Raw genomic sequence first — 25162 nt, forward strand, 5'->3', positions numbered from 1 at the left:
CCCCGCGCCGTGGGGACGCCTGCGGTGCCGGGCGTCAGCGGGCGGCGGCCGGGGCCTCCTCGGGACGCGGCTCCGTGGCCCCCGCCGCGGGGGCGGTGCCGGCCGCGGTGCTGCCGGGGCCGGGCTGCGCGGGCCCGCCATGCTGGGCGCCGGCGTCCCGGGGCTCGGCGTCCTCGGGCACGAACGGGTCGCCGGAGCGCGGGGCGTCGTAGAGCCCGCGGTCCAGCAGTCCCTCGCGGTGGGCGACGATGGTGGGCACCAGGGCCTGGCCGGCCACGTTGAGCGCGGTGCGGCCCATGTCGATGATCGGGTCCACGGCCAGCAGGAGCCCCACGCCGTCGAGCGGCAGGCCCAGCGTGGACAGCGTCAGGGTGAGCATCACGGTGGCGCCGGTGGTGCCGGCGGTCGCCGCGGAGCCCAGCACGGACACGAGCGCGATGAGCACGTAGTGGGTGACGTCCAGGTCGATCCCGTAGAACTGCGCGACGAACAGGGCGGCGACCGCGGGGTAGACCGCGGCGCAGCCGTCCATCTTGGTGGTCGCGCCGAGCGGCACGGCGAAGGACGCGTAGGCGCGGGGCACGCCCAGGCTGCGCTCGGCGACGCGCTGGGTCAGGGGCATGGTGCCCACCGAGGACCGGGAGACGAAGCCCAGCTGCACGGCCGGCCACACCCCGGAGAAGTACTGTTTGACGGAGAGCCCGTGCGCCTTCACGAGCACCGGGTAGACCACGAGGGCCACGGCCAGCAGGCCGGCGTAGACGGTCGCGACGAACGCCACGAGCCCGCCCATCGAGGTCCAGCCGTACTCGAACACGGCCCGGCCGATGAGCCCGAGCGTGCCCAGCGGGGCGAGGCGGATGATCCACCAGACGACCTTCTGCACCACGGCCAGCGCGGAGCGCACCACGGCCAGGAAGGGTTCGGCCGGGGCGCCGACCTTGAGCGCCGCGATGCCGACGGCGGCCGAGACCACGAGCACCTGCAGCACGTTGAAGCCGAGGGAGGTCTGCACGGTCTCCGGGTCCACCACCGAGGAGGAGACCTGCAGGCCCAGGAAGTTGGCGGGGACGATGCCGGTGAGGAAGCCCAGCCACGAGCCCTGCGTGCCGGTGTACGCCTCGGCGGGCGCGGCGGCGCCGCTGCCCGCCCCGGGCTGGACGACCAGCCCGAGCACGAGCCCGACCGTCACCGCGATCAGGGCGGTGATCCCGAACCACAGCAGCGTCTTCCACGCCAGCCGGGCGGCGTCGGAGACCTCCCGCAGGTTGGCGATCGAGGAGATCACCGCGGTCACGACGAGCGGGACCACGGCGGCCTTGAGCAGGCTGACGTAGCTGGTGCCGATGGTGTCCAGCGCCGTCATCAGCCAGTTGGGGTCCGTGTCGGGGTCGCCGCCGAGGGCGTCGGCGACGGTGCCCAGGGCCACGCCCAGGAGGAGGGCGAGCACGATCTGCGGACCGAAGGAGGTCATCCACCGGGGCAGACGTCGGTTGCTTTCTGCGGAAATCATGTGCCCACGATAGGGCGCGAGAATATACATCACCGAATGACGGTGACGAAATGTGACGCCCGAATGACGCAGGTCACAGGGCCAGTGCGTACTTCAGGGTGTCCAGGCCCACCGAGCCCAGGCGCAGGGCGCGCGTGTGGAAGTCCCGGAGCAGGAAGTCCGGGCCCGCCGCGGCGCGGGCGGCCTCCCGCGCCTGCTCCCACAGCTGCTGGCCCACCTTGTAGGAGGGCGCCTGCCCGGGCCAGCCCATGTAGCGCATCCACTCGAAGCGCAGCATCGGGTCCGACATCACGATGTTCGAGCGCAGGAACCGCCACCCGTCCTCGGGCGTCCAGACCTCGCCGGGGCGGGCCCCGCCCAGGGCGTCCCCGAGCTCCGCCGGGATGCGGTAGCCGCAGTGGAAGCCGACGTCGAAGACCACCCGTGCCGCCCGCAGCCGCTGGGAGTCCAGCATCCCCATCCGGTCCCCGGGGTCCTGCAGGTGGCCCAGCTCGTCCATGAGCCGCTCGGCGTACAGCGCCCAGCCCTCCCCGTGGCCCGAGACCCACACGCCCATCCGCCGCCACCGGTTGAGCTCGCCCGAGTTGGCGAGCGCCGTGGAGAACTGCAGGTGGTGGCCGGGAACGCCCTCGTGGTAGACGGTGGTGGTCTCCTCCCAGGTGGTGAAGGTCGCGGTGCCCTCGGGCACGGACCACCACATCCGCCCGGGGCGGGAGAAGTCGGCGCTGGGCATCGAGTACCAGATCCCGCCGTCGTGGGTCGGGGCGATGCGGCACTCGAGCCGGCGCATGGGCTCCGTCAGCTCGAAGTGCGTGTCCGCCAGGGCGTCCACGGCGGCGTCGGAGAGGTCCTGCATCCACGCCTGCAGCGCGTCGGTGCCGTGCAGCTGCCGCGCCGGGTCCGCGTCCAGGGCCGCCATGGCCTGGGCGACCGTGGCGCCGGGGGCGATGCGGTGGGCGAGCTGCTCCTGCTCCGCCACGATGGTGCGCAGCTGCTCCACGCCCCAGGCGTAGACCGTGGCCGGGTCCAGGACGGCGCCCAGGAACTCCTGCAGGCGCAGCGGATACACGTCCGGGCCCACCGCGTCCCGGCGGGGCGCGTCCGCGGCGAGCTCCTGGCCCAGCACGGCGGCGAGGCCCCGGTAGGCGCGCCGCGCCGTCCCGGCGGCCTCCGCGACCTCCTGCCGCAGCCCGTCCGGGACGTGCGGGCTGCGCGCCAGCCGGTCGAAGAAACCGTGCCGTGCCGCGTAGCCGGTGCACTGGCGGGCCGCGTTGCGCAGCTGCGCCGCCGAGGCCGAGCGGCCGAGGGAGCGGGCGTGCCGCAGGCCCAGGACCCAGGAGTCCACGGCGGCGGGCACGGCGCGCAGCTGCCCGGCGAGGTGCGCCCAGTCCTCGGCGGTGCGCCGCGGCAGGTGGTCGAAGACCTCCCGGATCTCCTGCACCGGGGAGGAGATGTTGTTGACCTCCCAGCCCCGCAGCCCCTCCTCGTGCAGCAGCAGCTCCAGGCCGAGGCGCTCGCGCAGGGCGTGGCCGGTGATCCGGTCGACGTCGTCGGCCGGGGCCGCGCGCCCGAGCTCCGCGAGCGTCCGGCGGGCGGCCTCGGCCCGCGCCTCGAGGCCCTCGGGCCCGAAGTCGCGGTACCCGCTCTCGTGCCCGGGGAAGCCGTGCACGGTCGCCTGGGCCGGGTCCAGCTCCAGGGTGCGCTCGAACCAGCGCTCGGCCACGGCGTCGACGGCGGTGGGCTCGCGCCGCCCGGTGCCGAGGGGCGCCGGCCCGGGACCGGCGGTGGACGGATGGTCGGGCCGTTCATCGGTCATGCACGTCACCCTAGCGCCGGGCGCTCCCTAGAATGCGGAGCATGCCAGCCCCTGCGCCGCGCGCGAGCTCCGCGCCTTCCGCCACCGTTCCGGACGGTCCCTCGGGCACCGCCGGGACCGGGCCCGCCCTGCTCGTGGTGCTCGCGGGCGTGGTGGGCGCCCTGCACGTCTGGAAGCTCGCCCCGGCCCTGCCCGTGCTCTCCGCCGAGCTCGGCCTGAGCCTGGTGCAGGGCGGGTTCCTGCTCTCCACCGTCCAGGTGGCGGGGATGCTGCTCGGCGTGGTGGTGGGTTTCTTCGGGGACCGGATCGGGTTGCGCCGGGGCCTGCTGCTCGGGCTGGGCCTGCTCACCGCGGGCTCCCTGACCGGGCTGCTCTCCACGGGGTACGCCCCGCTGCTGGGCTCCCGCGTGCTGGAGGGCGTGGGGTTCATGCTCGTGTCGATCTGCGCCCCGGCCCTGATCCGGCGCACCGTGGCCCCGGCCCGGGTGTCGCTGCTGGTGGGGCTGTGGGGCTGCCACATCCCGGTGGCCGCGGCGCTGTCCCTGCTGCTCGGCGGGCTGCTCAGCGAGGCCCTCGGCTGGCGCACCTGGTGGGCGGCCGCCGCGGCCGGCTCCGCCCTGCTGGGCCTGCTGGTGCTCGCCGTGCTCCCGCCGGACCCGGCCCACGTGGTGGTGCACGGGGTGCGGCAGCGCCTCGGACTGACCCTGCGCGCCCCCGGGCCGTGGCTGGTCGCCGCGATCTTCGGGCTCTACACCGCCCAGTGGAACGGGGTGGTGCAGTTCCTGCCCTCCATGTACGCCGAGGCCGGGATCGCGGCGGGCGCCGCGGCGGGGCTCAGCGCGCTCGCCGCGGGCGTCAACGTGCTGGGCAACCTCGGCGCGGGCCGGGCCCTGCACCGCGGGGTGCGTCCCGTGGTGCTGTGGTGCACGGGCTTCACCGTGCTGGGCCTGGCCGCCGTGGTCGCGTTCGGGCTCGCCCCGCTGCTGGACGAGGGTGCGCGCTTCGGAGCCCGGTACGGCGCGGTCCTGGTCTTCTCCGCCGTGGGGGGAGTGGTGCCGACCACGGCGATCGCGAGCCTCATGCGGCTGGCCCCCACGCCGACCACGGTGGCCACCTCACTGGGGCTGGGCCAGCAGTTCAACGCCCTGGGCCAGTTCGCCGGCCCGCCCGCGGTCGCGTCGGTCGCACAGGCCGCGGGCACCTGGGACCTGACGTGGGCCGTGACGGCGGTGCTCGCGCTCACGGGCATCGCGGTGGCGCTCGTCGTGTCCCGCTGGATCCCCCGGGGGCCGTGAGCACCGGCCCGTCGGCCGGCCCCGGGCCGGCCGGCACGCGCCGGTCGCCCCGGCACCGGCCCTCGGCACCGGACCGTGGCGCCTGTCCGTGCGGGCCGAGCCCGCGGACCACCGCCGCGGGCTCACCGCCGTGGGCTCACTCCTCCGGCCGGCTCCGCCGCCACGCGCCGCGGCCCGGGCGCAGCCGCAGGCCCAGCCGCATCCTGCGGAACTGGTCGCGGCGCCCCGGGGTGGCCTGCGCGTCGGCGTCGCCCCCGCCCGGGCGCGCGAGCAGGACGGCGGTGACGGCGGCGATCTCCTCCGGCGTGGGACTGCCGGCCGTGAAGCGCAGGGACGGGACGCCCTCGACGGGCTCGCGGGCCGTCACAGCGGGATGTTCCCGTGCTTCTTGGCGGGCGTCGTGGCGCGCTTGTCGCGCAGGGCCCGCAGGGCCTTGAGCACCTGCACCCGGGTCTCGGACGGGGAGATCACCGCGTCCACGTAGCCCAGCTCGGCGGCCTGGTACGGGTTGAGCAGGCTCTCCTCGTACTTGCGCACCAGCTCGGCGCGCAGCGCGTCCACGTCCTCGTCGTTGTCGGCGGCGGCCTTGAGGTCCCGGCGGTAGAGGATCTCCACGGCGCCCTGGGCGCCCATCACGCCGATCTGCGCGGTGGGCCAGGCCAGGTTGATGTCCGCGCCGAGCTTCTTCGAGCCCATCACGATGTAGGCCCCGCCGTAGGCCTTGCGGGTGATCAGGGTGACCAGCGGGACGGTCGCCTCGGCGTAGGCGTAGAGCAGCTTGGCGCCGCGCCGGATGATGCCGTTGAACTCCTGGTCGGTGCCGGGCAGGAACCCGGGCACGTCCACGAGGGTCAGGATCGGGACGTTGAACGCGTCGCAGTGGCGCACGAACCGGGCCGCCTTCTCGGAGGCCGCGATGTCCAGCGTGCCGGCGAACTGCAGGGGCTGGTTCGCCACGATGCCCACGGTGTGCCCCTCGACCCGGGCGTAGCCGATCATCACGTTGGGGGCGTAGAGGGCCTGCATCTCCAGGAAGTGCCCGTCGTCGACGACCGCCTCGACCACCGCGCGCATGTCGTAGGGCTGGTTGGCGGAGTCCGGGACCAGCGTGTCGAGGGCGAGGTCCACGTCCGTGACCTCGTCCTCCTGGTCGTGGTCCAGCAGGGGCGCCTCCTGCAGGTTGTTGGCCGGGAGGAACTCGAGCAGCTCGTGCACGAAGTCGAACGCGTCCTGCTCGTCCTCGGCGAGGTACGTGGCCGTGCCCGTGGTCGCGTTGTGCTGGCGCGCCCCGCCCAGGGTCTCCATGTCCACCGACTCGCCCGTGACCGTCTTGATGACGTCGGGGCCGGTGATGAACATGTGCGAGGTCTTGTCGACCATCACGATGTAGTCGGTCAGGGCCGGGGAGTAGGCCGCCCCGCCCGCGCACGGGCCCATGATCAGCGAGATCTGCGGGACCACCCCGGAGGAGCGCACGTTCATGTTGAAGATGTCCGCGAACATGGCCAGGGAGGCCACGCCCTCCTGGATCCGCGCCCCGCCGCCGTCGTTGATCCCGACCACCGGGCAGCCGTTGCGCAGGGCGAACTTCTGCACCTTGACGATCTTCTCGCCGTTGACCTGGGACAGGGACCCGCCGAACACCGCGAAGTCCTGGGAGTAGACCGCCACCAGGCGCCCGTCCACCGTGCCGTAGCCGCTGACCACGCCGTCGCCGGGCAGCTTCTTCGCGGCCATCCCGAAGGCGGTCGAGCGGTGGGTCGCGAGCGCGTCGAACTCCACGAACGAGTCCTCGTCCAGGAGCATCTCCACGCGCTCGCGGGCGGTGTTCTTCCCGCGGGCGTGCTGCTTCTCGATCGCGGCCTGCCCCGCGGGCGCCTCGGAGCGGGCCCTGCGGTCGTGGAAGTCGGCGATCTTGCCGGCGGTGGTCGTCAGGTCGTGGGTCACAAGCACCTCGTGGTCTGGTACGCGGCCGGCCCGGCGGGCCGAGCGGTCCGGTCCGGGGTGGTCTGGGGACCTGCCCACTCTAGTCCGCGGCCGCGGGGGCCTCCGTTGTAGAACTCCTACAAATTCCGGGGCCGGGGCCGGGGGCGCCCGGACGGCGCTCAGCCGACGCGGCCGAGGACCACCTTCCAGGGCCGGACGGTCCGCTCGGTGACCACCCCGTGGCGCACCAGCGGGTCCTCGTCGGTGAGCCGCTCGACCGCCGCGGCGTCCTCGGCGGCGAAGACCAGCAGCGCGCCCGGTGCGCCGTCGTCGTCGAACGGCCCGGACGCGAGCAGGCGGCCCTGCGCCACGAGGCCGCCGAGGTACTCCCGGTGCTCGGGGCGGCGGGCGGCCAGGACGTCGGCGGGCCCCCCGTAGACGTAGGTGACGGCGAACGTCGTGGGGTGCTCGGCTGCGCTCACGATGGCTCCTTCGGTCTCGAGCCGCGGTCCCGGCGGCCGGACGGGACCGTCCAGCCCGTTCCCGGGGAACCGGGCTACTACTGTGGATGTGGTCCGAAGACTACGCGGACGGCCCCCGGCACCGCGACGCCTGCGCCGTGCCGACCGGCCGCCGCCCACCGCCCCGAGGAGAACCGTGCCCGACCCCCGCGCCGCCGACCTGCGCGCCCCCGCCGTGCTCGCCGCCCTGGCGGACCTCGGCCTGGGACGGATCGACGTCCTCGACGAGGTCGGCTCCACGAACGAGCACCTCACGGCCGCCGTCACCCGGCAGGCGCGCGGGCCCCGCCCGGACCGTCCGTGGACCGACCTGTCCCTCGTGCTCACCGGGCACCAGAGCGCGGGGCGCGGCCGGCTGGACCGGGTGTGGACCACCGAGCCCGGCACCGCCCTGACGTTCAGCGTCCTGCTGCGCCCGGCCGACGGCGGCGGCCGGCCGCTGCCCACCCAGCACTTCCCGTGGCTGACCCTGCTGATGGCCTCAGCGGTCGTGGACGCCCTGGAGGAGCTCGCGGCGGCGGGCGCCCGGATCAAGTGGCCCAACGACGTCCTGGTGGACGGGCGCAAGGTCGCCGGCCTGCTCGCGGGCCTCGTCCTGGACGAGCAGCGCCCGCCGGCGGTGGTGCTGGGCACGGGCGTCAACGTGGCCCAGGAGGAGCTGCCCGTGGCCACGGCCACGTCCGTCCGTCGTGCCACCGGCCGCGAGGTCGGGCGCGCCGCCGTCCTGCCGGCCGTGCTGGGCGCGTTCGTCCCCCTCTACCGGCAGTTCTGCGCGGACCCGGCCGCTGCCGTGCGGCCCGGTGGACCGCTGCGCGCCCGGATCGGCGAGCGGATGGAGACCCTCGGCCGCACGGTGCGCGCCGAGCTGCCCGGCGGCGCCGCCCCCGTCACAGGCACCGCGACGGGCCTCGGCGAGCACGGGGGGCTGCTGGTGCGCGAGGCCGGCGGTGCCCTGCGCGAGGTGACGGCCGGCGACGTGGTGCACCTGCGCCCGGCCCCGGACGCCCTCGGGACGGACTGAGCGTGCCCGCCCGTCCCGCCCTGCAGCCGGGGGAGCGCGTGCTCGTGTCCACCCGCGCGCACGGCGCGCGGCTGACCCGGCCCTTCCTGGTGCTGCTGCTCACGGTGTTCGCGCTCTCCACCGCCCAGCGGGCCCTCGAGCTGCGCTGGCGCCCCGTGGCGGAGCCGTGGACCACGGTGCACGCCGGGGTGGAGCTCACCCTGCTCGTGGCTGCCGGCTGGGTGGTGCTCCGCAGCTGCCTGCGCCCGCTCCTGCGCTGGTGGCGCACCCGCTACGTGCTCACCACCCGGCACCTCGTGCTGCTGCGCCCCGGCGGGGCCCGGCGGACCGTGTCGCTTCCCCTGCACCAGCTGCGCCGGGTCTCCGTGGAGCGCCGGCGCAGCCCCGCCCTCGGCCGGCGCGACGGGCGCGTGGTGGCCGACTTCGGGCCGCTCGGCGGGCTGCGGCTCGAGCACGCCCCGGAGGCGCAGCGCCTGGCCGGGCTGATCCGCCGGGCCGCCGAGGACCTGTGGGCCGCGGACGACGGCTCCCGCGGGGGTGCGCCGGGGCTCCCGACCACTAGAGTGGACCGCGACGCGGTCGTGGCACCACGCCCGGGCCCGTCCGTCGCCCCGCGCCGAGCGTGGAGCCGGCGGGCCGTCCACCAGGAAGAGGAGTGACGTGTGGCGAGTGAGGACTCGGAGACCCAGGGCGAGCCCGCGCTCGGCCCCCAGACGGCACAGCTGAACCTGAACCTGCACAACCCCGTCCAGGCGAACCTCTACCGCTCGGACGAGTCCAAGGCCGCCGTGCAGGCCCTCGAGCAGACCCTCCTGGGCTCGGAGCGCGTCCTGCGCCGCCGGGAGGCCGCGCGCCGGGGCGGGCTGTCCCTGCTGTCCGCGCGCAAGGTCTGGCGCGCCCTGGGCTTCCCGAACCTCACCGACGACGACCTGTGGTTCACCGAGCAGGACTCCGAGGCCCTGCGGGTGCTGTCCACGATGGTCCTCGAGGAGAAGGTCACCGAGGAGGCGGCCCTGTCCCTGGTGCGCTCGATCGGGCAGATGACCGACCGCATGGTGGTGTGGCAGGTCGAGGCGCTCGTCGAGGACATGGTCGTCCACCGGGGGATGACCGACGCCGCCGCGCGCCGGCAGCTGCTGCACCTGCTGCCGGACCTCATCGACGCGATCGAGAACCTCCTGGTCTACTCGTGGCGGCGCCAGATGAACGCCGCCGTGCAGCGCCTGGCGATGCGCGTGGAGCGCCCGGACGGCTCGACCGCCACCGGCCCCACGGCCGACGACGGGGCGTCCTCCATCCTCCCGCTCGCGCGCGGGGTGGGCTTCGCCGACCTGGTCTCCTACACCTCGCTCTCCCGGCAGATGAACGAGCGGACCCTGGCCAACCTCGTGCAGCGCTTCGAGAACCGCTGCGCCGAGGTGATCGCCGTGGGCGGCGGCCGGCTCATCAAGACCATCGGGGACGAGGTCATGTTCCTCGCCGAGACCCCCGAGGGCGGGGCGCAGATCTCCCTGGCCCTGGCCCGCGCGATCCGCGACGACCCCGAGCTCCCGCAGGCCCGCGTGGCCTTCGTGTGGGGACGGGTGCTGCCGCGGCTCGGGGACATCTACGGGCCCACGGTGAACCTCGCCTCCCGGCTCGTGTCGCTGACCGACCCGGGCTCCGTGCTCGTGGACGCCTCGACCGCGGCGGTGCTCTCCGGCGACGACCGCTTCATCCTCCTGCCGCAGCCCACCCGCAACGTGCGGGGCTTCGGCGACGTCCAGCCCGTCGCGCTCTCCCAGGGCGCCGGTCCCGGGCTGGAGGTCGACTTCGAATGAGCGCACCCCTCGTCATCCGCGCCGGTGCGGCCACGGACCGCGGCCTGCGCCGGGAGTCCAACGAGGACGCCCTGGTGGTCACGGCCACGATGTGCGCCGTGGCGGACGGCATGGGCGGGCACGAGGCCGGCGAGGTGGCCAGCGCCCTGTGCGTGCGCACGCTCGGGGCGTCCCCCCTGTTCCAGCTGGAGGACTCCCGGTCCTTCGAGGTCCTCGAGCCGGAGCCGCCCCGGGACATCGCCCGGTTCCGCGCCACCGTGGAGCGCGAGCTGCGCCTGGACCCGGAGATCCCCGACGACGCGATCGAGGCGGTCCGCCGGGTCCGCTCGGTGCTGTGGCAGGCGGACCAGCACATCCAGGACGCCGTCGAGGGCCGGGCGGGCACCACCGTCACGGGCGTGTGGCTGCACCGGATCGACGGGCGCATGCTGTGGATCGTGTTCAACACGGGCGACTCCCGGACCTACCGGCTGGCCGGTCCCGAGGCCGGGGCGGGCGCGGACGGCGGCGGGCCGGTGATCGAGCAGCTGACGGTGGACCACTCCGAGGTGCAGTACCTCGTGTCGATCGGGCAGCTCACCTCGGCGCAGGCGCTCGTGCACCCGCGCCGCAACGTGATCACCCGGGCCCTGGGCACCGGCCAGGTCTGGGAGCCGGACGTGTGGGTGCTCCCGGCCCGGCACGGGGACCGGCTGATGCTGTGCTCGGACGGGCTGACCAACGAGCTGAGCCCCGCCCACATGGCCCGGGTGCTCGCCTCGGTGCCCCACCCCAAGGAGGCGGCCGACGTGCTGCTGCAGGCCGCGCTGCGCACCGGGGGGCGGGACAACGTCACCGTGATCGTGGCCGACGCCGTGCGGCCGGGGGAGTACGCCCCCGGCTTCTGAGCCCGGGCCCCGCGGGGCACGGCGTCCCCAGAAGTGGGGGACATCATCGGCCGTCACATCGGGACCGCCCCCGGCGACGCTGTTTACCTTTGAAAACATGGTCGTCTCGCGCCGCTCCTTCGTCCTCTCCGGCCTGGTGCTCGCCGTGTCGGGGGCCCTCGGGGGCACGCTGCCGGAGCCGTCCGGCGGCCGGCGCCCGTTCGTGCTGTGGGGCTCCTCCTCGGCGGCCAGCGCGCTCCACCGGGACCGCCCGCGGGGCTTCCCCGCGGTGCGCATCGAGGACCTGCTGTCGCAGCTGCTGGAGGCGCCGGGGGCCTCGCGCGCGGTCAGCGGCGACCGGTCCTGGCAGACCCTGGCGATGCGCAGCGGCGCCCACCCCTACCTGCCCCGGCTGGGCTCCGGCTACGGGGTCGGCCGGCTCCCCGCCCACGGGGAGCTGGTGGTGCCCACCGTGGACGGCCGGGTGCCGAGCGTGCTCGTGCCGGTCCCGGGCACCGTCTCGGGGGTCCCGTGCACGATCCGGGCCGTGGCGCGGGACGGGGACACCGTGGTGCTGCGCCGCGAGGTGCCCGGGGCCGAGGTCGACGTGGCGCCCGCGTCGGCGGCGCGGTGGCGCACCGCGCTGGAGGAGCGCCACCGTGGCCACGTGCACCTGCTGTGGACGGGCAAGAACAACATCGAGGACCCGGACCAGGTCCTCGCCGACACCCGCGCGGCCTGGCAGGTCGAGCCCGGCACGTCCGTGGTGATGGGCCAGTGGCACACCGTGGCCGACCGGCGCGGCACGGCGGGGTGGGAGCAGGTGCGCGGCGTGAACGCGGTCCACCGCCAGGAGTACGGCGAGCGGTTCTACGACACGATGGCCGACCTGCGCGATCCCGGGCTGTGGTCCCTGCCGGGCCTGCGGCCCCACCGGATCGGCGCCTCGGCCGCGGACCGCCGCTGGCTGGGCCTGGGACTGCCGCCGCGATCGGTCGTCGCCGGCGACCGCCGGCACCTCAACGCCCTGGGCAACACGATCGTGGCCCACGGCCTGCACCGCCACCTGACCGGCCCGGCCGGGCTCTACTGAGCGGCTCGCCGGGGGCCCCGGCGCACCCCGCGGCCCCGGGGCGCGGACCTCTTGTGCCGGGCGCCGGGACGGCCTAACATACAACCAAATGGTTGTAGAAAATGAGCTGACGGACGACGAGGTCGACCGCATCTTCCGGGCCCTGGCGGACATGACCCGACGGGACATCGTGACTCGGGTGCTGCGGCAGGAGCAGTCGGTCTCCGCGCTGGCGGGGCACTACCGGATGAGCTTCGCGGCCGTGCAGAAGCACGTGGCCGTGCTCGAGCGGGCCGCGCTGGTCACCAAGCGGCGGCGCGGCCGGGAGCAGGTGGTGCACGGCAACGCGGCCACGCTGCGCCGGGCGGCCGGGCTGCTGGCGGACTACGAGCAGATCTGGCGCGGGCGGTCCCGCGCCATCGAGGACCTCCTCGCCGAGGAGACGCCCCCCGGGGGCCGGGGGGACCAGCAGGAAGGGAGCGAGACATGCCGGTCATCGACGTGCACAAGGACACGGAGGCGCTGACCCTGACGTTCGTCGCGGAGTTCGCCGCGGACGTCGAACGGGTCTGGCAGGTCTGGGCGGACCCGCGCCAGCTCGAGCGCTGGTGGGGCCCTCCCGGCTGGCCCGCCACCTTCGAGGAGCACGAGCTCGCCGAGGGCGGGCGGTGCCGCTACCACATGACCGGCCCGGACGGGGAGAAGGCCCGGGGCTGGTGGACGGTCACCGCGGTGGACCCGCCGCACCGGCTGGAGTTCGACGACGGCTTCGCGGGGGAGGACGGCGAGCCGGACCCGGCCCTGGGCGCCACCCACGGCGTGGTCACCTTCGAGGCCGTCGACGGCCGGACGCGGATGACCACGGTCTCGACCTTCGAGAGCGCGGAGCAGCTCGAGCAGATGTCCGCGATGGGCATGGAGGAGGGCATGCGCCAGGCCATGGGCCAGATCGACGACGTCCTGGCCGGGGCCGTCTCCCGCTGACCGCGTCCGCTCCCGTCCGCGGACGCGGGACGGACGACGACGCCGCCCCGGGACTCCCGGGGCGGCGTCGCCGGTGCGCCCGGCCGGTGCGGTCCGGACGGGGTGCGCGGGTCAGGCGTCCTGGCGCACGGCGGTGTCCGTGCCGGGCCCGGTGCCCGCCGGCCGGGCCGCGGTCCCCGCACCGCCCTCGGCCGGCTCCGCTGCGGTGTCCGCGGCCGGCTCCCCGGACGCCGCAGCCCGCTGCGCCGCGAGCTTCCGCGGCTTGAGCTCGAGCCGGCGCTCGTGCTTGCGCTCCGCCCGGCGCTCCGTGCGCTGCTCCGCCTGCTTCTCGGCCCGGCGCTCCTTGCGCTTCTCCTCCTTCTTCTCCTCCGCGGCCTTCTCGCCCGGGGCGCCGGCGGCACGGGTGGCGGACTCCCGGCGGGGGGCCTTCTCCTTGACCGGGGCGCCGCCCGAGGCGCGCAGCCGCCGGTAGTGCTCGGCGGCCTCCTCCTGGCGCCGCGCCTCGATCCCCGTGGCGATCTCGGCCCGCAGGTGCTCCGGCTCGAGCTCGAACGCGGCCACGAGGTCGAGCGCGTGCGGGCGCAGGCGGGCGAGCAGCCGGTCGATGTACTCGTCGAGGCTGCGCCCGCGCCGCATCGACAGCCGGCCGTAGGAGAGGTACCACGCGAGGTTCTTCTCGATGAGCCGCAGCCCGAACACGTCGCGCAGCCAGGTGAGCACCCGGCGGGTCCCCGGGTCCTCGACCTGCTCCAGGCCCCGGGTGAAGGCCTCCCACTGCAGCAGCTCCGCGTGGGCGCGGGCCGCGGCGATGAGCTTGTGCTGGTTCTCGTTGAACAGCGCGGCGGCCTCCGCGCGCGGGAGCTTGGCGCTGGGCCGCAGGTTCTCCGCGACCTCGGCGACCATGGTCTGCACCCGGTCCGTGAGCAGCGAGCGCTGCGCGGACTCCTCGCGCAGGGCGTTGACGGAGCGGCGCACGTCCCCGGTGTCCCGGAACGCCTGGCCGAGCTTGCGCAGCCCGGACCGGTGGTACGTGGCCTCGGTGGCCCGGCCCGCCACGTAGCGGGCCATCACCCCCATGTCGACCTGCTTGAACTCCTCCGCCCAGTCGGACAGCAGCCGCTTGGCCACGAGCTGCAGCAGCACCGTGTTGTCGCCCTCGAAGGTCGCGTAGACGTCCAGGTCGTGGCGCAGGGACGTGAGCCGGTTCTTCGTCAGGAAGCCCGCGCCGCCGCAGGACTCGCGGCACTCCTGGACCGTGTCGAGGGCGCTCCAGGTGGACAGCGCCTTGAGCGCGGCGGCGAGGGTCTCGAGGTCCTGCCGGTTCTCGTCGGTGTCCTCGCGGCCCGAGAAGACGTCGTCGTACTTGTGCAGCAGCTCCTGGTGGGCGAAGTGCATGGCGTAGGTCTCGGCCAGCCGGGGCAGCAGCCGCCGCTGGTGCTGCTGGTAGTCCATCAGCACCTCCTCCTGGATGTCGGAGGACGCGTTGAACTGGCGGCGCTCGCTGCCGTAGCGGATCGCGATGGTCAGGGCGGCCTTGTTCGCCAGGACGGCCGCGCCGTCGAGGGAGACCCGGCCCTGCACCAGGGTGCCGATCATCGTGAAGAAGCGGCGGCCCGGGCTCGCGATGGGCGAGCTGTAGGCGCCGTCCGCGGCCACGGACCCGTACTTGTCCAGCAGGTGCGTGCGCGGGACCCGCACCCGGGTGAAGTGCAGGCGCCCGTTGTCGATGCCGTTGAGCCCGCCCTTGTGGCCGTCGTCCTCCCCGCCCACGCCGGGCAGGAAGTTCCCGTCCTCGTCCCGCAGGTCCACCCAGAAGGCGTGCACCCCGTGGTTCACGCCGAGGGTGACGAGCTGGGCGAAGACCACCGCCGCGCGCCCGTGCACGGCGGCGTTGCCGAGGTAGTCCTTCCACGCGGCCTTGAAGGGGGTGTGGATCTCGAACTCCTCCGCGGCGGGGTCGTAGGTCGCGGTGGTGCCGATCGAGGCGACGTCGGAGCCGTGGCCGATCTCGGTCATCGCGAACACGCCCGGGATCCGCAGGTCCCGGATGTCGGCGAGCCAGCGGCGGTGGTGCTCCTCGGTGCCGAGGTTGAGCACGGCCGAGCCGAACAGGCCCCACTGCACGCCGGCCTTGATCTGCATCGACGGGTCCCCGAGCAGCAGCTCCTCGAACCCGGAGACGTTGCCGCCCGGGTCGTCGTGTCCGCCGTACTCCCCGGGCAGTCCCCGGCTCATCGCGCCGTGCTCCACCAGCAGGTGCAGCTGGCCCAGCACGCGCTCGCGGTGCTCGTGGTGGCCGAGCTCCGGCTGCTGGTGCAGCCGCTCGTCGAGCAGCATCCGGCGGGTCTCGCGCCGGACCTCGGCCCAGCGCCCGAGCAGCACCTCGCCGAGGGCGGCGACGTCCACGGCGGGCGCCGGGATCGCGGCGTCGTCCGCGGCGGTGGATCCGCCGGTGGTCCGGGCGGTGGTCGGTCGGTCGACGGTGGTGGTCATGTTCGCTCCTGTCGTGGGTGACCGGCGGTGGCCGGTGCGGTCACGGGGTGGTCGGGGCCGGCCGCGGTCCGCGCCGGCCCGGGTGGTGGTCAGGTGGACGGCTGGTCCGGCACGGGCGCGCCGGGCGGGCGCAGGCCGTCGACGGCCCAGCCCACGATCAGCTCCGTCATCCGCGCGCGGGACGGTCGCCGGGTGCCGTCCGGGGTGTTCATCCAGGCCTCGCCGGCACCGCGGACCATGCCGATCGTGGACGCGGCCCAGTAGCTGAGCACCGGCTCCTCCAGCCGGCGCTCGGCGGGGGTGTGGCGCACGTGCGCCTCCGCGAGCAGCCCGCTGACGGACTCGGTGAACTCCTGGATCAGCCAGCGCTCGCCGCCGTCCGGGGCCGGGGCGTCCTCCTTGCCGGAGCGCTCCCCGCGGGTGCGCTCGGCCCGGTGCCGCTCGTGCCGGGAGCGCCCGGGGTCGGGGGAGAGGGCCACGACGAAGCGGTACACCGACGCCGAGCGCTCGATGCTGAGCAGGTACTCCGCGACCATTGCCTCGACCGAGTCCTCGAAGGAGCCGGCCGCGCGGGCCGCCTCCTCGAGCCGGTCGCGCATCCGCGTCACGGTGTACTCGCCGACCGCGCGCTGCAGTCCCGCCTTGTCCCCGAAGTACCGGTAGTAGACGGACTTGGACGTCCGGCACGCGGTGGCGATCTCCTCCATGGAAGCCTGCGCGCCGAGCTCGTCCACGGCGCTGCGCGCCGTGCGGATGAGCTCGGTCCGCCGCTGGGCGCGGTGCCGGGCCCAGCGGGAGGAGCGGCCGTCCGGGGCGGACGGGCCGTCCGGGGCGGCGGAGTCTGTGTCGTCGACCTGTTTCACGATACCCACGGTATCAGGTATTGTCGTTCGTGACGTGAGCAGCATCACAACACCACCGAGGAGTTTCCTGTGAGCGAGTCCACCCCCGAGCAGACCGTCGAGCCCACCGCGGAGCACACGACCCCCAGCGGCGCCGGGCGCACCGGCGTGGCCCGCCGCGCCGTCGTGGTCGGCGCCAACCGCATCCCCTTCGCCCGCGCGCACGGCGCCTACGCCAACGCCGGCAACCAGGACATGCTGACCGCCGCCCTCGACGGCCTGGCCGCCCGCTACGGCCTCGCCGGGGAGCGGATCGGCGAGGTCGCCGCCGGCGCCGTGCTCAAGCACCCCAAGGACTTCAATCTCACGCGCGAGTCCGTGCTCGGCTCGGTCCTCGACCCCCGCACCCCCGCCTTCGACGTGCAGCAGGCCTGCGCCACGGGCATGGAGGCCGTCTCCACGCTGGTCAACAAGATCCGGCTCGGCCAGATCGACTCGGCCGTGGCCGGCGGCGTCGACTCCGCCTCGGACGCGCCCGTGGTGGTGAGCGAGCGGCTGCGCCGCGGCCTGCTCGAGCTCAACCGGGCCAAGAGCACCCCGCAGAAGCTCAAGGCCCTCGCGCGCCTGCGCCCGGCCGACCTCAAGCCGGTGGCACCCGGCACGGGGGAACCGCGCACGGGGCTGTCCATGGGCGAGCACCAGGCCCTCACCACCGCCCGCTGGGGCATTCCCCGCGAGGCCCAGGACGAGTTCGCCGCCGTGAGCCACCAGAACCTGGCCGCCGCCTACGAGCGCGGGTTCTTCGACGACCTCGTCACCCCCTTCCGCGGGCTGTCCCGGGACAACAACCTCCGCCCGGACAGCTCCGTGGAGAAGCTCGCCGGGCTCAAGCCGGTGTTCGGGAAGTCCCTCGACGCCGAGGCCACGATGACGGCGGGCAACTCCACGCCCCTCACCGACGGCGCCTCGACCGTGCTGCTCGCCTCCGAGGACTGGGCCGCGGAGCACTCCCTGCCCGTGCTCGCCGACGTCGTGGACGTCGAGGCGGCCGCCGTGGACTTCGTGCACGGCGACGAGGGCCTGCTGATGGCCGGCGCCTACGCCGTGCCCCGCCTGCTGGCGCGCCAGGGCCTGGCCCTCGACGACTTCGACTTCGTCGAGATCCACGAGGCCTTCGCCGCGACCGTGCTCTCGACCCTCGCCGCGTGGGAGGACGAGCAGTTCGGCCGCGAGCGGCTGGGCCTGGACGGCGCCTTCGGCACCGTGGACCGGAGCCGGCTCAACGTCACGGGCTCCTCGCTCGCGGCCGGGCACCCCTTCGCCGCGACCGGCGGGCGCATCGTCGGCACCCTCGCCAAGCTGCTGCGCGAGCGCGCCGACGAGACCGGGCGCCCGGCCCGCGGGCTCATCTCGGTCTGCGCCGCCGGCGGCCTGGGCGTCACCGCCGTCCTCGAGGCCCGCTGAGCCCCCGCCCGCCGACGTCCCCGCCGACCCCCACAGCAAGGACCTCTTCCATGGCAGACACCTATCTCGACCTCGTCAGCTCCGGCCCCGGCGGCAGGCTCGCCCGGCAGCTCGGGCTGCCAGCCCCCGCCCGGCTGCGCCGCCACCGTCCCGGGGACCCGCTCGTGCCCGGCCCCGTCCTCGTGCTGGGACGGGGGGAGGAGGCCGACCGGATCGCCACGGCCCTGCTCGGCTGGGACCTGGACGTCCGGCGCCACCCCGACGACGTCCACCGGTTCGGGGCCGTGGTGCTCGCCCTGACCGAGCTCACCCGGCCCGCGGACCTGGCCGAGCCCGCGCTCGGCCTGGGCGCGGTGCTGCGCTCGCTGGCTCCCGGCGGCCGGGTGGTCACCGTGTCCCGGCCCGCGCCCGGCATCGGCACGGGCGCGGCCTCGGCGACGCCCGCGGCCGCGGAGCCGCTCGACCCGGCCGTCGCCGCGGCCCGCCAGGCGGTCGTCGGCCTCCTGCGCTCCACCGCCCAGGAGATGCGCGGCGGGGCCACCGCCAACGGCGTCCTGCTCGCCGAGGGCGTCGACCCCGGGGCCCCGAGCGTGCTGGGCGCCCTGCGGTTCCTGCTCTCCGGGCGCAGCGCCTTCGTCTCGGGACAGTTCGTGACGGTCGGCGACGACGCCGGGGCCCTGCCCGCCGACTGGGAGGCCCCCCTGCGGGGCCGGGTCGCCGCCGTCACCGGCGCGGCCCGCGGCATCGGCGCGCAGATCGCCCGCACGCTCGCCGACGCCGGCGCCCACGTCGTCGTCGTCGACGTCCCCGCCGCGGGCGAGCCGCTGGCCGCGCTCGCCAACGGGATCCACGCCGTGGCCCTGCAGCTCGACGTCACGGACGAGCACGCCGGGGAGCGGATCCTCGGGCTCGCCCGGGAGCGCTTCGGCCGCCTGGACGTGGTGGTGCACAACGCCGGGATCACCCGGGACAAGCTGCTGGCCAACATGGACGAGTCCCGCTGGTCCTCGGTGCTCGCCGTGAACCTCGAGTCGCAGCTGCGGATGAACGAGCAGCTCCTGGCCGGGGAGGGCCTGGGCCCGGCGCCTCGGATCGTCTCCCTGGCCTCCACGAGCGGCGTGGCCGGCAACCGCGGGCAGACCAACTACGCCGCCTCCAAGGCCGGGGTGATCGGGATGGTCGCCGCCGCCGCGCCCCTGCTGGCGCGGCGCGGCGGCAGCATCAACGCGGTGGCCCCCGGGTTCATCGAGACGGAGATGACCGCCCGGATCCCGGCGGCCCGCCGCCAGGTCGCCCGCCGGCTGAACTCCCTGCAGCAGGGCGGGCTGCCGGAGGACGTGGCCCACGCCGTGCTCTTCCTGGCCTCGGACGCCGCCGGCGGCATCAACGGGCAGACGCTGCGCGTGTGCGGCCAGAACCTGGTGGGGGCGTGAGCATGGCCGGCGACCGGTACGAGACCGTGGTCCTGGACGAGGTCCCCTCCCTCGGCGGGCTCTACGCCCGCGCCGCGGCGGCCGCGGCCGGCGGCCTGTTGCCGCGCGGGCTCACCGGCCGGCTGCCGGGCCGACGGCCCGCACGCCCCGGCGGCGCCGGCGCCGCCCCGGGTGCCCTGCCCGCGGTGGCGCACGTGGTCGAGGCCGTGGTGGTGGACGCGGCCGGGCACGAGGCGTTCTGCCGCACGGTCGGCGCGCCGCCGCGCGAGGGCCCCGGCGGGACGCAGGCCTTCTCCGGGTACCTGCACGCCCTGGCGTTCCCCGTGGCGATGAGCGTGCTGACCCGCCCCGACTTCCCGCTGCCGGTCCTCGGCATGGTGCACCTGGCCAACGAGGTCGAGCACCGCGGGGCCGTGACGGTGGGGGAGGACCTCACGATCACCGCCTCCGCCGAGCGGCTGCGCCCGCACCGCTCCGGCGCGCAGGTCGACGTCGTCGCCCGTCTGGCGCGGGCGGACGGCGAGCCCGTGTGGACGGGCCGCTCGAGCTACCTCGCCAAGGGCGTGCACGTGCCCGGGACGGCCGACGACGCTGCGCGCGAGGAGTTCGTGCCGCCGGCCCCGACCGGGCACTGGCGGCTGACGGCCGGCACCGGGCGGGACTACGCCGCGGTCAGCGGGGACTGGAACCCGATCCACCTCTCCGGGCCCACCGCCCGGGCGCTGGGCCTGAAGGGGGCCATCGCCCACGGCATGTACTCGGCCTCGCGCGCCCTGGCGGAGGTCGGGGTGCCGCCCGGGACGCCCTTCCGCTGGACGGTGGAGTTCGCGGCCCCGGTCCTGCTCCCCGGCACGGTCGCGGTCGCGATCGCCGACGACGGGCGGGGCGCCGGCTGGCGGGGCTCGCGCTGCGCCGGCTGGGACCCGCGGCGCCGGCGCCCGCACTTCACGGGCACGGTGGCCCGGCTGGACGGCTGACCCGCCGCGGCGGGGCGGAGCGCGGACCACGTCCGGCGCGTGGGCCACAATGGTCGGGTGAGCCCACAGCAGAGGACAGACGCCCGACCCGTCGACGCCACCGGCCAGGACCTCAACCCCGCCCCGCCCAGCGAGGACCTCAAGGAGCAGTACGCGGAGCTCGTGGACCGGGTGCGCGCGGCCCGGACCGCCTACTACGTCGAGGACGCGCCGACCGTCTCGGACGCCGAGTACGACGAGCTCTACCGGCGGCTCGAGGAGATCGAGGCGCTGAACCCGGAGCTCGTGGCCAACGACTCGCCCACGCAGGAGGTCGGCGGCGAGGTCTCCGCGGCGTTCACGCCGGTGACCCACCTCGCGCGGATGTACTCCCTCGAGGACGTCTTCTCGATCGACGAGCTGACCGCCTGGCTGGAGAAGACCACCGCCTCGATCGAGGCGCTGCCGGACGCCCCCGGCTCGGCGTGGCTCACCGAGCTGAAGATCGACGGCCTGGCCGTGAACCTGCTCTACCGCGACGGCGAGCTCGTGCGCGCCGCGACCCGGGGCGACGGCACCACGGGCGAGGACGTCACGCACAACGTGCGCACCATCGCGAGCATCCCCGGCACGCTCACCGGCGAGGACGTCCCCGAGGAGGTCGAGATCCGCGGCGAGGTGTTCATCTCCTCCAGCGACTTCCGCTCGCTCAACGAGGCGATCGTGGCCGAGGGGCGCGCGCCCTTCGCCAACCCCCGCAACGCCGCGGCGGGCTCGCTGCGGCAGAAGGACCCGGAGGTCACGGCCCGGCGCCGGCTGTCCATGTACGTGCACGGGGTGGGCGCCGCCACGGGCCTGCACGCCGACACCCAGTCCGAGGTCTACGGGCTGCTCGAGCGCTGGGGCCTGCCGGTCAGCCCGTACTACAAGGTGCTGCCGTCCACGGAGGACGTCCTCGCGTTCATCGAGGAGTTCGGCCGCCGCCGCCACGACCTCATCCACGAGATCGACGGCATCGTGGTCAAGGTCGACGACCGCCGCACCCAGTTCCGGCTGGGGCACACCTCCCGGGTGCCCCGCTGGTCCGTGGCCTACAAGTACCCGCCGGAGGAGGTGCACGCGAAGCTCAAGGACATCCTGGTCAACGTGGGCCGCACCGGTCGGGTCACCCCGTACGGGCTCATGGAGCCGGTGCGGGTCGCCGGGTCCACGGTGGAGATGGCCACGCTGCACAACCAGGACGTGGTGAAGGCCAAGGGCGTGCTCATCGGCGACACCGTGGTGCTGCGCAAGGCCGGGGACGTGATCCCCGAGATCGTGGGCCCCGTGGTGGCGCTGCGGGACGGCACGGAGCGGGAGTTCGTGATGCCCACCCGCTGCCCGTCCTGCGGCACGGAGCTGCGCCCGGCGAAGGAGGGCGACGTCGACATCCGCTGCCCCAACGCCCGCAGCTGCCCGTCCCAGCTGCGGGAGCGGGTCTTCCACGCCGCCGGCCGCGGCGCGTTCGACATCGAGGCGCTCGGCTACGAGGCCGCCCTCGCCCTGACCCGGCCCGACGAGCCGGAGGACCCGCCGCTGACCAGCGAGGCGTTCCTCTTCGACCTCACGCCCGAGGACCTGCGCGAGGTCCGGATCCGGCGGGAGAAGCGGTCGCGCGGCACGCCCACGGGCGAGACCGAGCTGGTGCCGTACTTCTGGACGAAGGGCACGGCCAAGAAGCCGTCCGAGCCCACGGCCACCACCCGCAAGCTGTTCGAGGAGCTCGAGAAGGCCAAGGCGCAGCCGCTGTGGCGCGTGCTCGTGGCCCTGTCCGTCCGGCACGTGGGCCCGACCGCGGCCCGGTCCCTGGCCACCGCGTTCGGCTCGCTGCCGGCCATCCGCGACGCCGACGAGGAGACGCTGGCCCAGGCCGACGGCGTGGGACCCGTCATCGCCGCGGCCCTGACCGAGTGGTTCGCCGAGCCGTGGCGCTGCGAGATCGTGGAGCGCTGGGCGGTAGCGGGCGTGCGCATGGAGGACGAGGTGGACGAGTCCGTGCCCCGGACCCTCGAGGGCACCACCGTGGTCATCACCGGCACCCTCGAGCGCTTCAGCCGCGACTCCGCGAAGGAGGCGGTGCTGGTGCGCGGGGGGAAGGCCTCGGGCTCCGTGTCGAAGAAGACGCACTTCCTGGTGGCGGGCGAGAGCGCCGGCACCAAGCTGGACAAGGCCGAGCAGCTCGGCGTGCCCGTGCTCGACGAGGCCGGCTTCGAACGGCTCCTCGCCGAGGGGCCGGAGGCGTTCGCCGGCGCGGCCGGGGGCACGCCGGAGAGCGCCGCGGCGGGCGACGGCGGCGCGGTGGACAGCACTGCCGGCGGCACGGTGAACAGCACCGCCGACAGCACGGGAAACAGCACGGACGACGAGGACGGGGCCTGAGCATGGGACGGCACGACGACGCGCTGGAGGGCCTCGGCCCCACCGGCGCCCACCTGGAGGAGCTGCTCGAGCTGGCCCTGGCGGCGGCCGAGGCCGGGGCGGAGGTCCTGCGGGGCCGCGACGCCGAGCGGCTGGGCGTCACCGGCAAGTCCGGCGAGGGCGACTGGGTCACCCGCTTCGACGTGGCCGCCGAGCAGGCCGTGCTGCGCACGATCCTGGACCGGCGTCCGCACGACACGGTCACCGGGGAGGAGTCCGGCACGCACCGGCCGGAGCACCCCTCCGGGATCCGCTGGTCGGTGGACCCGCTCGACGGCACCACCAACTTCATCCGCGGCATCGTCTACTACTGCACGTCCGTGGCCGCCGCCGACGCCGAGGGCAACTGGCTCGTGGGCGCCGTCAACGCCCCGGCCCTGGGTCGGACCTACTTCGCGGTGCGCGGCGCCGGGGCCTGGGTGGAGGCGGACGGGACGTCCCGCCGGCTGGAGGGGCCCGTGCCGGGCCGGGCGGGCCGGATCTACGGCACGGGCTTCTCCTTCGACGCCGATCGGCGCGAGCGCCAGATCCCGGGGTTCCTGACCACCATGCGGCAGTACGCGGACCTGCGGCGCCTGGGCTCGGCGGCCCTGGACCTGTGCATGGTCGCGGACGGGACGCTGGACGGGTACGGCGAGCAGGGCCTGCACGAGCACGACTGGGCCGCCGGTGCGCTCATCGCCGAGGAGGCCGGGGCGCTGGTGGGCCGGCCGGAGCTGCCCTCCCCGGCGGCGGGCGAGGTGCCGGCGGCCGAGCGGCTCGCGGCCTGGATCACGGCCCGCGAGCGCGGCATCCCCGGTTGAGACCGGGGACCGGGCGCGGCCCCGCCCCGGTGTGAGATGCCTCTCGTAACTTGACCGAGATCAAAAAGTTGCCATAGCGTGATATTCGAAGCGTTCTTCCCGAGGCATGTCCTCCGCTTCCGGAACGCGAGTTCCGTTCGCCGGTCCCGATCACGGACCGGCACCCCGTACCGGCCGATCGTGTGTGATACCTCACGGCGGCCCGGAAGGGGTAGCGCAACGAAAATCGTTACGCTATCGTGATAAACAGCTTCCCCGAGGATTCCTCCGGGGATCCGGTGTGCCTGGGCTCCGATGTCCGGCACGCCACCAGATCATGCTAGGTGCTGCCGTAACACCGCACGTCGTCTATAGGGCAGACACCTGTAAGCACTTACCCACAACACCTTCACGGGTAGACGACGGCGCGAAGACATCCGGGGACGGAAACGAGCGCAGGTGGCCTCAGGGAGCATCATGACCAACGCTTTCGCTGTTCGTCGCAACGTCCGTCGCGGTGCCGCCGCCCTGATCCTCGGCGGAACCGCCGTGGGTGCCATGGCCCTCCCGGTCAACGCCGCCCCCGCCTCCACCTGGGACGCCCTCGCCCAGTGCGAGTCCGGTGGCGACTGGAGCACCAGCACCGGCAACGGCTTCTCCGGTGGCCTGCAGTTCACCCCCTCCACCTGGGCCGCCTTCGGCGGCCAGGGCGCCCCGCAGGACGCCTCCCGTGAGCAGCAGATCGCCGTGGCCGAGAACGTCCTCGACGGCCAGGGCTGGGGCGCGTGGCCCGCCTGCTCCGCGAAGCTGGGCCTCACCGGCTCGGCCAACCCGTCCGCCAACCCGATGGGCACCGCCTCCGTGACCCCGCAGTCCGTCGAGGCCCCGGCCCCGATCGAGGCTCCGGCCCCGGCCCCCGCTGCGGTGGCCGCCCCCGCGCCGGCCGCCGCTCCGGCTCCGGCTCCCGCCCCGGCCGCCGCCCAGGCCCCCGTCGTCGAGTACGTGGCCCCGGCCGCCCCCGTGGCCCCGGCCGCCGTGTCCGGGGAGACCTACACCGTCGTCGCCGGCGACACCCTCGGCTCGATCGCCGACAAGCTCGGCATCGAGAACTGGGAGGACCTCTACGAGGCCAACGCGGACGTCATCGCCGACCCGAACCTGATCTTCCCGGGCCAGGTGCTCACCGTCCCCGCCGTCTGATCCCCACCCGGATCTCTCCCGCGCGGCCGTGCCGCGCAGCGGGCACCCGAAAGGGCCCCTCCGACCGGAGGGGCCCTTTCGCGTGCCCGGCGAGCGCCGGGGGAGGCGCGGCGGGTGCGCTCAGGTCCACAGCCACGGGTCGGCGGGCTCGACCGCGGCGTCGCCGAAGCTCACGGAGCGCTCCGCGCCCTTGACCCGGTAGGGCTGGATGACCAGCAGGGACTCGCCCTCCCGGTGCTGCGTCTCCATGGCCACGGCGGTCTGCCCGGACCGGTCCGGCAGGGTTACCGGGAAGGCGACCGCGGCGCAGAGGACGTCGTCGCGCAGCTCCACCGCCCTCGCCCGCAGGGCCTCGAGGGCGGCCTCGGGGCTCAGCTCCTCGGCCTGCTCGGCCGGCAGGCTGTCGAGCTCGTACTCGCCGTCCTTGCGGGCGGTCACGAGGAAGGCGGGGAACGCCCCGTGCCGGCCCAGCTGCTGCTCGGCCACGGCCTGGACGTGGGCCACGACCGTGTCGATCGTCGCGGCGGCGTCCTTGCTGACCCGCTGGCGCCACGCGTTGGCGGCGTCCGTGGCGGACGTCGCGCGCGCGGCCCGGCCGGGCCGGGCGCCGGGGCGCCGGGTCTTGGCGCCGCGGTCCTTCTTCGTGCGGGCGGGGGTGCTCTTGGCCATGTCCGGGTGCTCCTGTGTGGTGGGCGTGCGTG

22 protein-coding genes are annotated in these 25162 nt (G+C 75.0%); 14 read left to right on the forward strand and 8 right to left on the reverse strand.

What is annotated here, in order from left to right; translation table 11 throughout:
* Positions 1–34 precede the first annotated feature (34 nt).
* Both AVL61_RS05885 and AVL61_RS05890 read right to left on the reverse strand, forming a co-directional pair.
* Positions 35–1513 carry a dicarboxylate/amino acid:cation symporter gene (locus tag AVL61_RS05885; protein WP_082696998.1) on the reverse strand — a complete coding sequence of 493 codons (1479 nt, stop codon included), beginning with the start codon at positions 1511–1513 and terminating at the stop codon, positions 35–37.
* Between the two features lie 73 nt (positions 1514–1586).
* Positions 1587–3329: a DUF885 domain-containing protein gene (locus AVL61_RS05890; RefSeq protein ID WP_082696999.1), complete on the reverse strand. Its 1743-nt coding sequence runs from the start codon at positions 3327–3329 to the stop codon at positions 1587–1589.
* Between the two features lie 41 nt (positions 3330–3370).
* On the opposite strand from AVL61_RS05890, the gene AVL61_RS05895 reads away from it, so the two are divergent.
* A complete protein-coding gene (locus tag AVL61_RS05895) occupies positions 3371–4624 on the forward strand; it encodes an MFS transporter (protein WP_082697000.1) in 1254 nt (417 codons plus the stop codon).
* Positions 4625–4760: 136 nt separating this feature from the next.
* Here AVL61_RS05895 and AVL61_RS05900 read toward each other — a convergent pair whose 3' ends face one another.
* The 3 genes from AVL61_RS05900 to AVL61_RS05910 form a co-directional block, all read right to left on the reverse strand.
* Positions 4761–4991, reverse strand: a complete 231-nt coding sequence (locus tag AVL61_RS05900) for an acyl-CoA carboxylase subunit epsilon (RefSeq protein WP_058873435.1) — start codon at positions 4989–4991, stop codon at positions 4761–4763.
* Positions 4988–6571, reverse strand: a complete 1584-nt coding sequence (locus tag AVL61_RS05905) for an acyl-CoA carboxylase subunit beta (RefSeq protein WP_058873436.1) — start codon at positions 6569–6571, stop codon at positions 4988–4990. Before AVL61_RS05905 ends, AVL61_RS05900 begins: the two co-directional genes overlap by 4 nt.
* A gap of 158 nt (positions 6572–6729) precedes the next feature.
* Positions 6730–7032 carry a YciI family protein gene (locus tag AVL61_RS05910; RefSeq protein WP_058873437.1) on the reverse strand — a complete coding sequence of 101 codons (303 nt, stop codon included), beginning with the start codon at positions 7030–7032 and terminating at the stop codon, positions 6730–6732.
* A 175-nt stretch (positions 7033–7207) separates the two neighbouring features.
* Here AVL61_RS05910 and AVL61_RS05915 point away from each other — a divergent pair, with 175 nt between their 5' ends.
* From AVL61_RS05915 to AVL61_RS05945, 7 genes are all read left to right on the forward strand, one after another.
* Positions 7208–8092, forward strand: a complete 885-nt coding sequence (locus AVL61_RS05915) for a biotin--[acetyl-CoA-carboxylase] ligase (RefSeq protein ID WP_058873438.1) — start codon at positions 7208–7210, stop codon at positions 8090–8092.
* 2 nt (positions 8093–8094) lie between these two features.
* On the forward strand, positions 8095–8751 hold the full coding sequence (locus AVL61_RS05920; RefSeq protein WP_058873439.1) for a hypothetical protein: 657 nt from the start codon (positions 8095–8097) through the stop codon (positions 8749–8751).
* Positions 8752–8754: 3 nt separating this feature from the next.
* A complete protein-coding gene (locus AVL61_RS05925) occupies positions 8755–9912 on the forward strand; it encodes an adenylate/guanylate cyclase domain-containing protein (protein ID WP_058873440.1) in 1158 nt (385 codons plus the stop codon).
* Positions 9909–10799, forward strand: a complete 891-nt coding sequence (locus AVL61_RS05930; RefSeq protein WP_058873441.1) for a PP2C family protein-serine/threonine phosphatase — start codon at positions 9909–9911, stop codon at positions 10797–10799. The genes AVL61_RS05925 and AVL61_RS05930 overlap by 4 nt, the downstream gene beginning before the upstream one ends.
* Before the next feature lie 97 nt (positions 10800–10896).
* Positions 10897–11871: a hypothetical protein gene (locus AVL61_RS05935; protein WP_058873442.1), complete on the forward strand. Its 975-nt coding sequence runs from the start codon at positions 10897–10899 to the stop codon at positions 11869–11871.
* 88 nt (positions 11872–11959) lie between these two features.
* Positions 11960–12376 (forward strand): ArsR/SmtB family transcription factor, encoded by a 417-nt coding sequence (locus AVL61_RS05940; protein WP_058873443.1) that lies wholly within the window; start codon positions 11960–11962, stop codon positions 12374–12376.
* Complete coding sequence (locus AVL61_RS05945; protein ID WP_058873444.1) at positions 12337–12834, forward strand: SRPBCC family protein; 498 nt, start codon at positions 12337–12339, stop codon at positions 12832–12834. Before AVL61_RS05940 ends, AVL61_RS05945 begins: the two co-directional genes overlap by 40 nt.
* A 111-nt stretch (positions 12835–12945) precedes the next feature.
* Here AVL61_RS05945 and AVL61_RS05950 read toward each other — a convergent pair whose 3' ends face one another.
* Together AVL61_RS05950 and AVL61_RS05955 are read right to left on the reverse strand one after the other, a co-directional pair.
* Positions 12946–15327 carry an acyl-CoA dehydrogenase family protein gene (locus AVL61_RS05950; protein WP_058873445.1) on the reverse strand — a complete coding sequence of 794 codons (2382 nt, stop codon included), beginning with the start codon at positions 15325–15327 and terminating at the stop codon, positions 12946–12948.
* An 89-nt stretch (positions 15328–15416) separates the two neighbouring features.
* On the reverse strand, positions 15417–16190 hold the full coding sequence (locus AVL61_RS05955) for a TetR/AcrR family transcriptional regulator (RefSeq protein ID WP_058873446.1): 774 nt from the start codon (positions 16188–16190) through the stop codon (positions 15417–15419).
* 69 nt (positions 16191–16259) lie between these two features.
* Between AVL61_RS05955 and AVL61_RS05960 the strand changes: the two genes are divergently transcribed.
* From AVL61_RS05960 to AVL61_RS05985, 6 genes are all read left to right on the forward strand, one after another.
* Positions 16260–17633 carry an acetyl-CoA C-acetyltransferase gene (locus AVL61_RS05960; protein WP_058873447.1) on the forward strand — a complete coding sequence of 458 codons (1374 nt, stop codon included), beginning with the start codon at positions 16260–16262 and terminating at the stop codon, positions 17631–17633.
* Between the two features lie 50 nt (positions 17634–17683).
* The gene (locus tag AVL61_RS05965) at positions 17684–19066 is read left to right on the forward strand and encodes a 3-oxoacyl-ACP reductase (protein WP_058873448.1); all 1383 of its coding nucleotides are present in this window, start codon (positions 17684–17686) and stop codon (positions 19064–19066) included.
* Positions 19067–19068: 2 nt separating this feature from the next.
* Entirely contained in the window at positions 19069–20043 is a 975-nt protein-coding gene (locus AVL61_RS05970; RefSeq protein ID WP_058873449.1) for a MaoC/PaaZ C-terminal domain-containing protein, read from the forward strand.
* Between the two features lie 57 nt (positions 20044–20100).
* Positions 20101–22440 carry an NAD-dependent DNA ligase LigA gene (gene ligA / locus AVL61_RS05975; protein WP_082697002.1) on the forward strand — a complete coding sequence of 780 codons (2340 nt, stop codon included), beginning with the start codon at positions 20101–20103 and terminating at the stop codon, positions 22438–22440.
* Between the two features lie 2 nt (positions 22441–22442).
* Positions 22443–23282, forward strand: coding sequence for an inositol monophosphatase family protein (locus AVL61_RS05980; RefSeq protein ID WP_058873450.1), 840 nt, complete (start codon positions 22443–22445; stop codon positions 23280–23282).
* Between the two features lie 456 nt (positions 23283–23738).
* Entirely contained in the window at positions 23739–24461 is a 723-nt protein-coding gene (locus tag AVL61_RS05985; protein ID WP_058873451.1) for a LysM peptidoglycan-binding domain-containing protein, read from the forward strand.
* A 120-nt stretch (positions 24462–24581) separates the two neighbouring features.
* Here AVL61_RS05985 and AVL61_RS05990 read toward each other — a convergent pair whose 3' ends face one another.
* Positions 24582–25130, reverse strand: a complete 549-nt coding sequence (locus AVL61_RS05990) for a hypothetical protein (protein WP_197412649.1) — start codon at positions 25128–25130, stop codon at positions 24582–24584.
* Positions 25131–25162 lie beyond the last annotated feature (32 nt).

The organism is Kocuria rosea subsp. polaris, from assembly GCF_001483755.1.
GTDB lineage: Bacteria > Actinomycetota > Actinomycetes > Actinomycetales > Micrococcaceae > Kocuria > Kocuria cellulosilytica.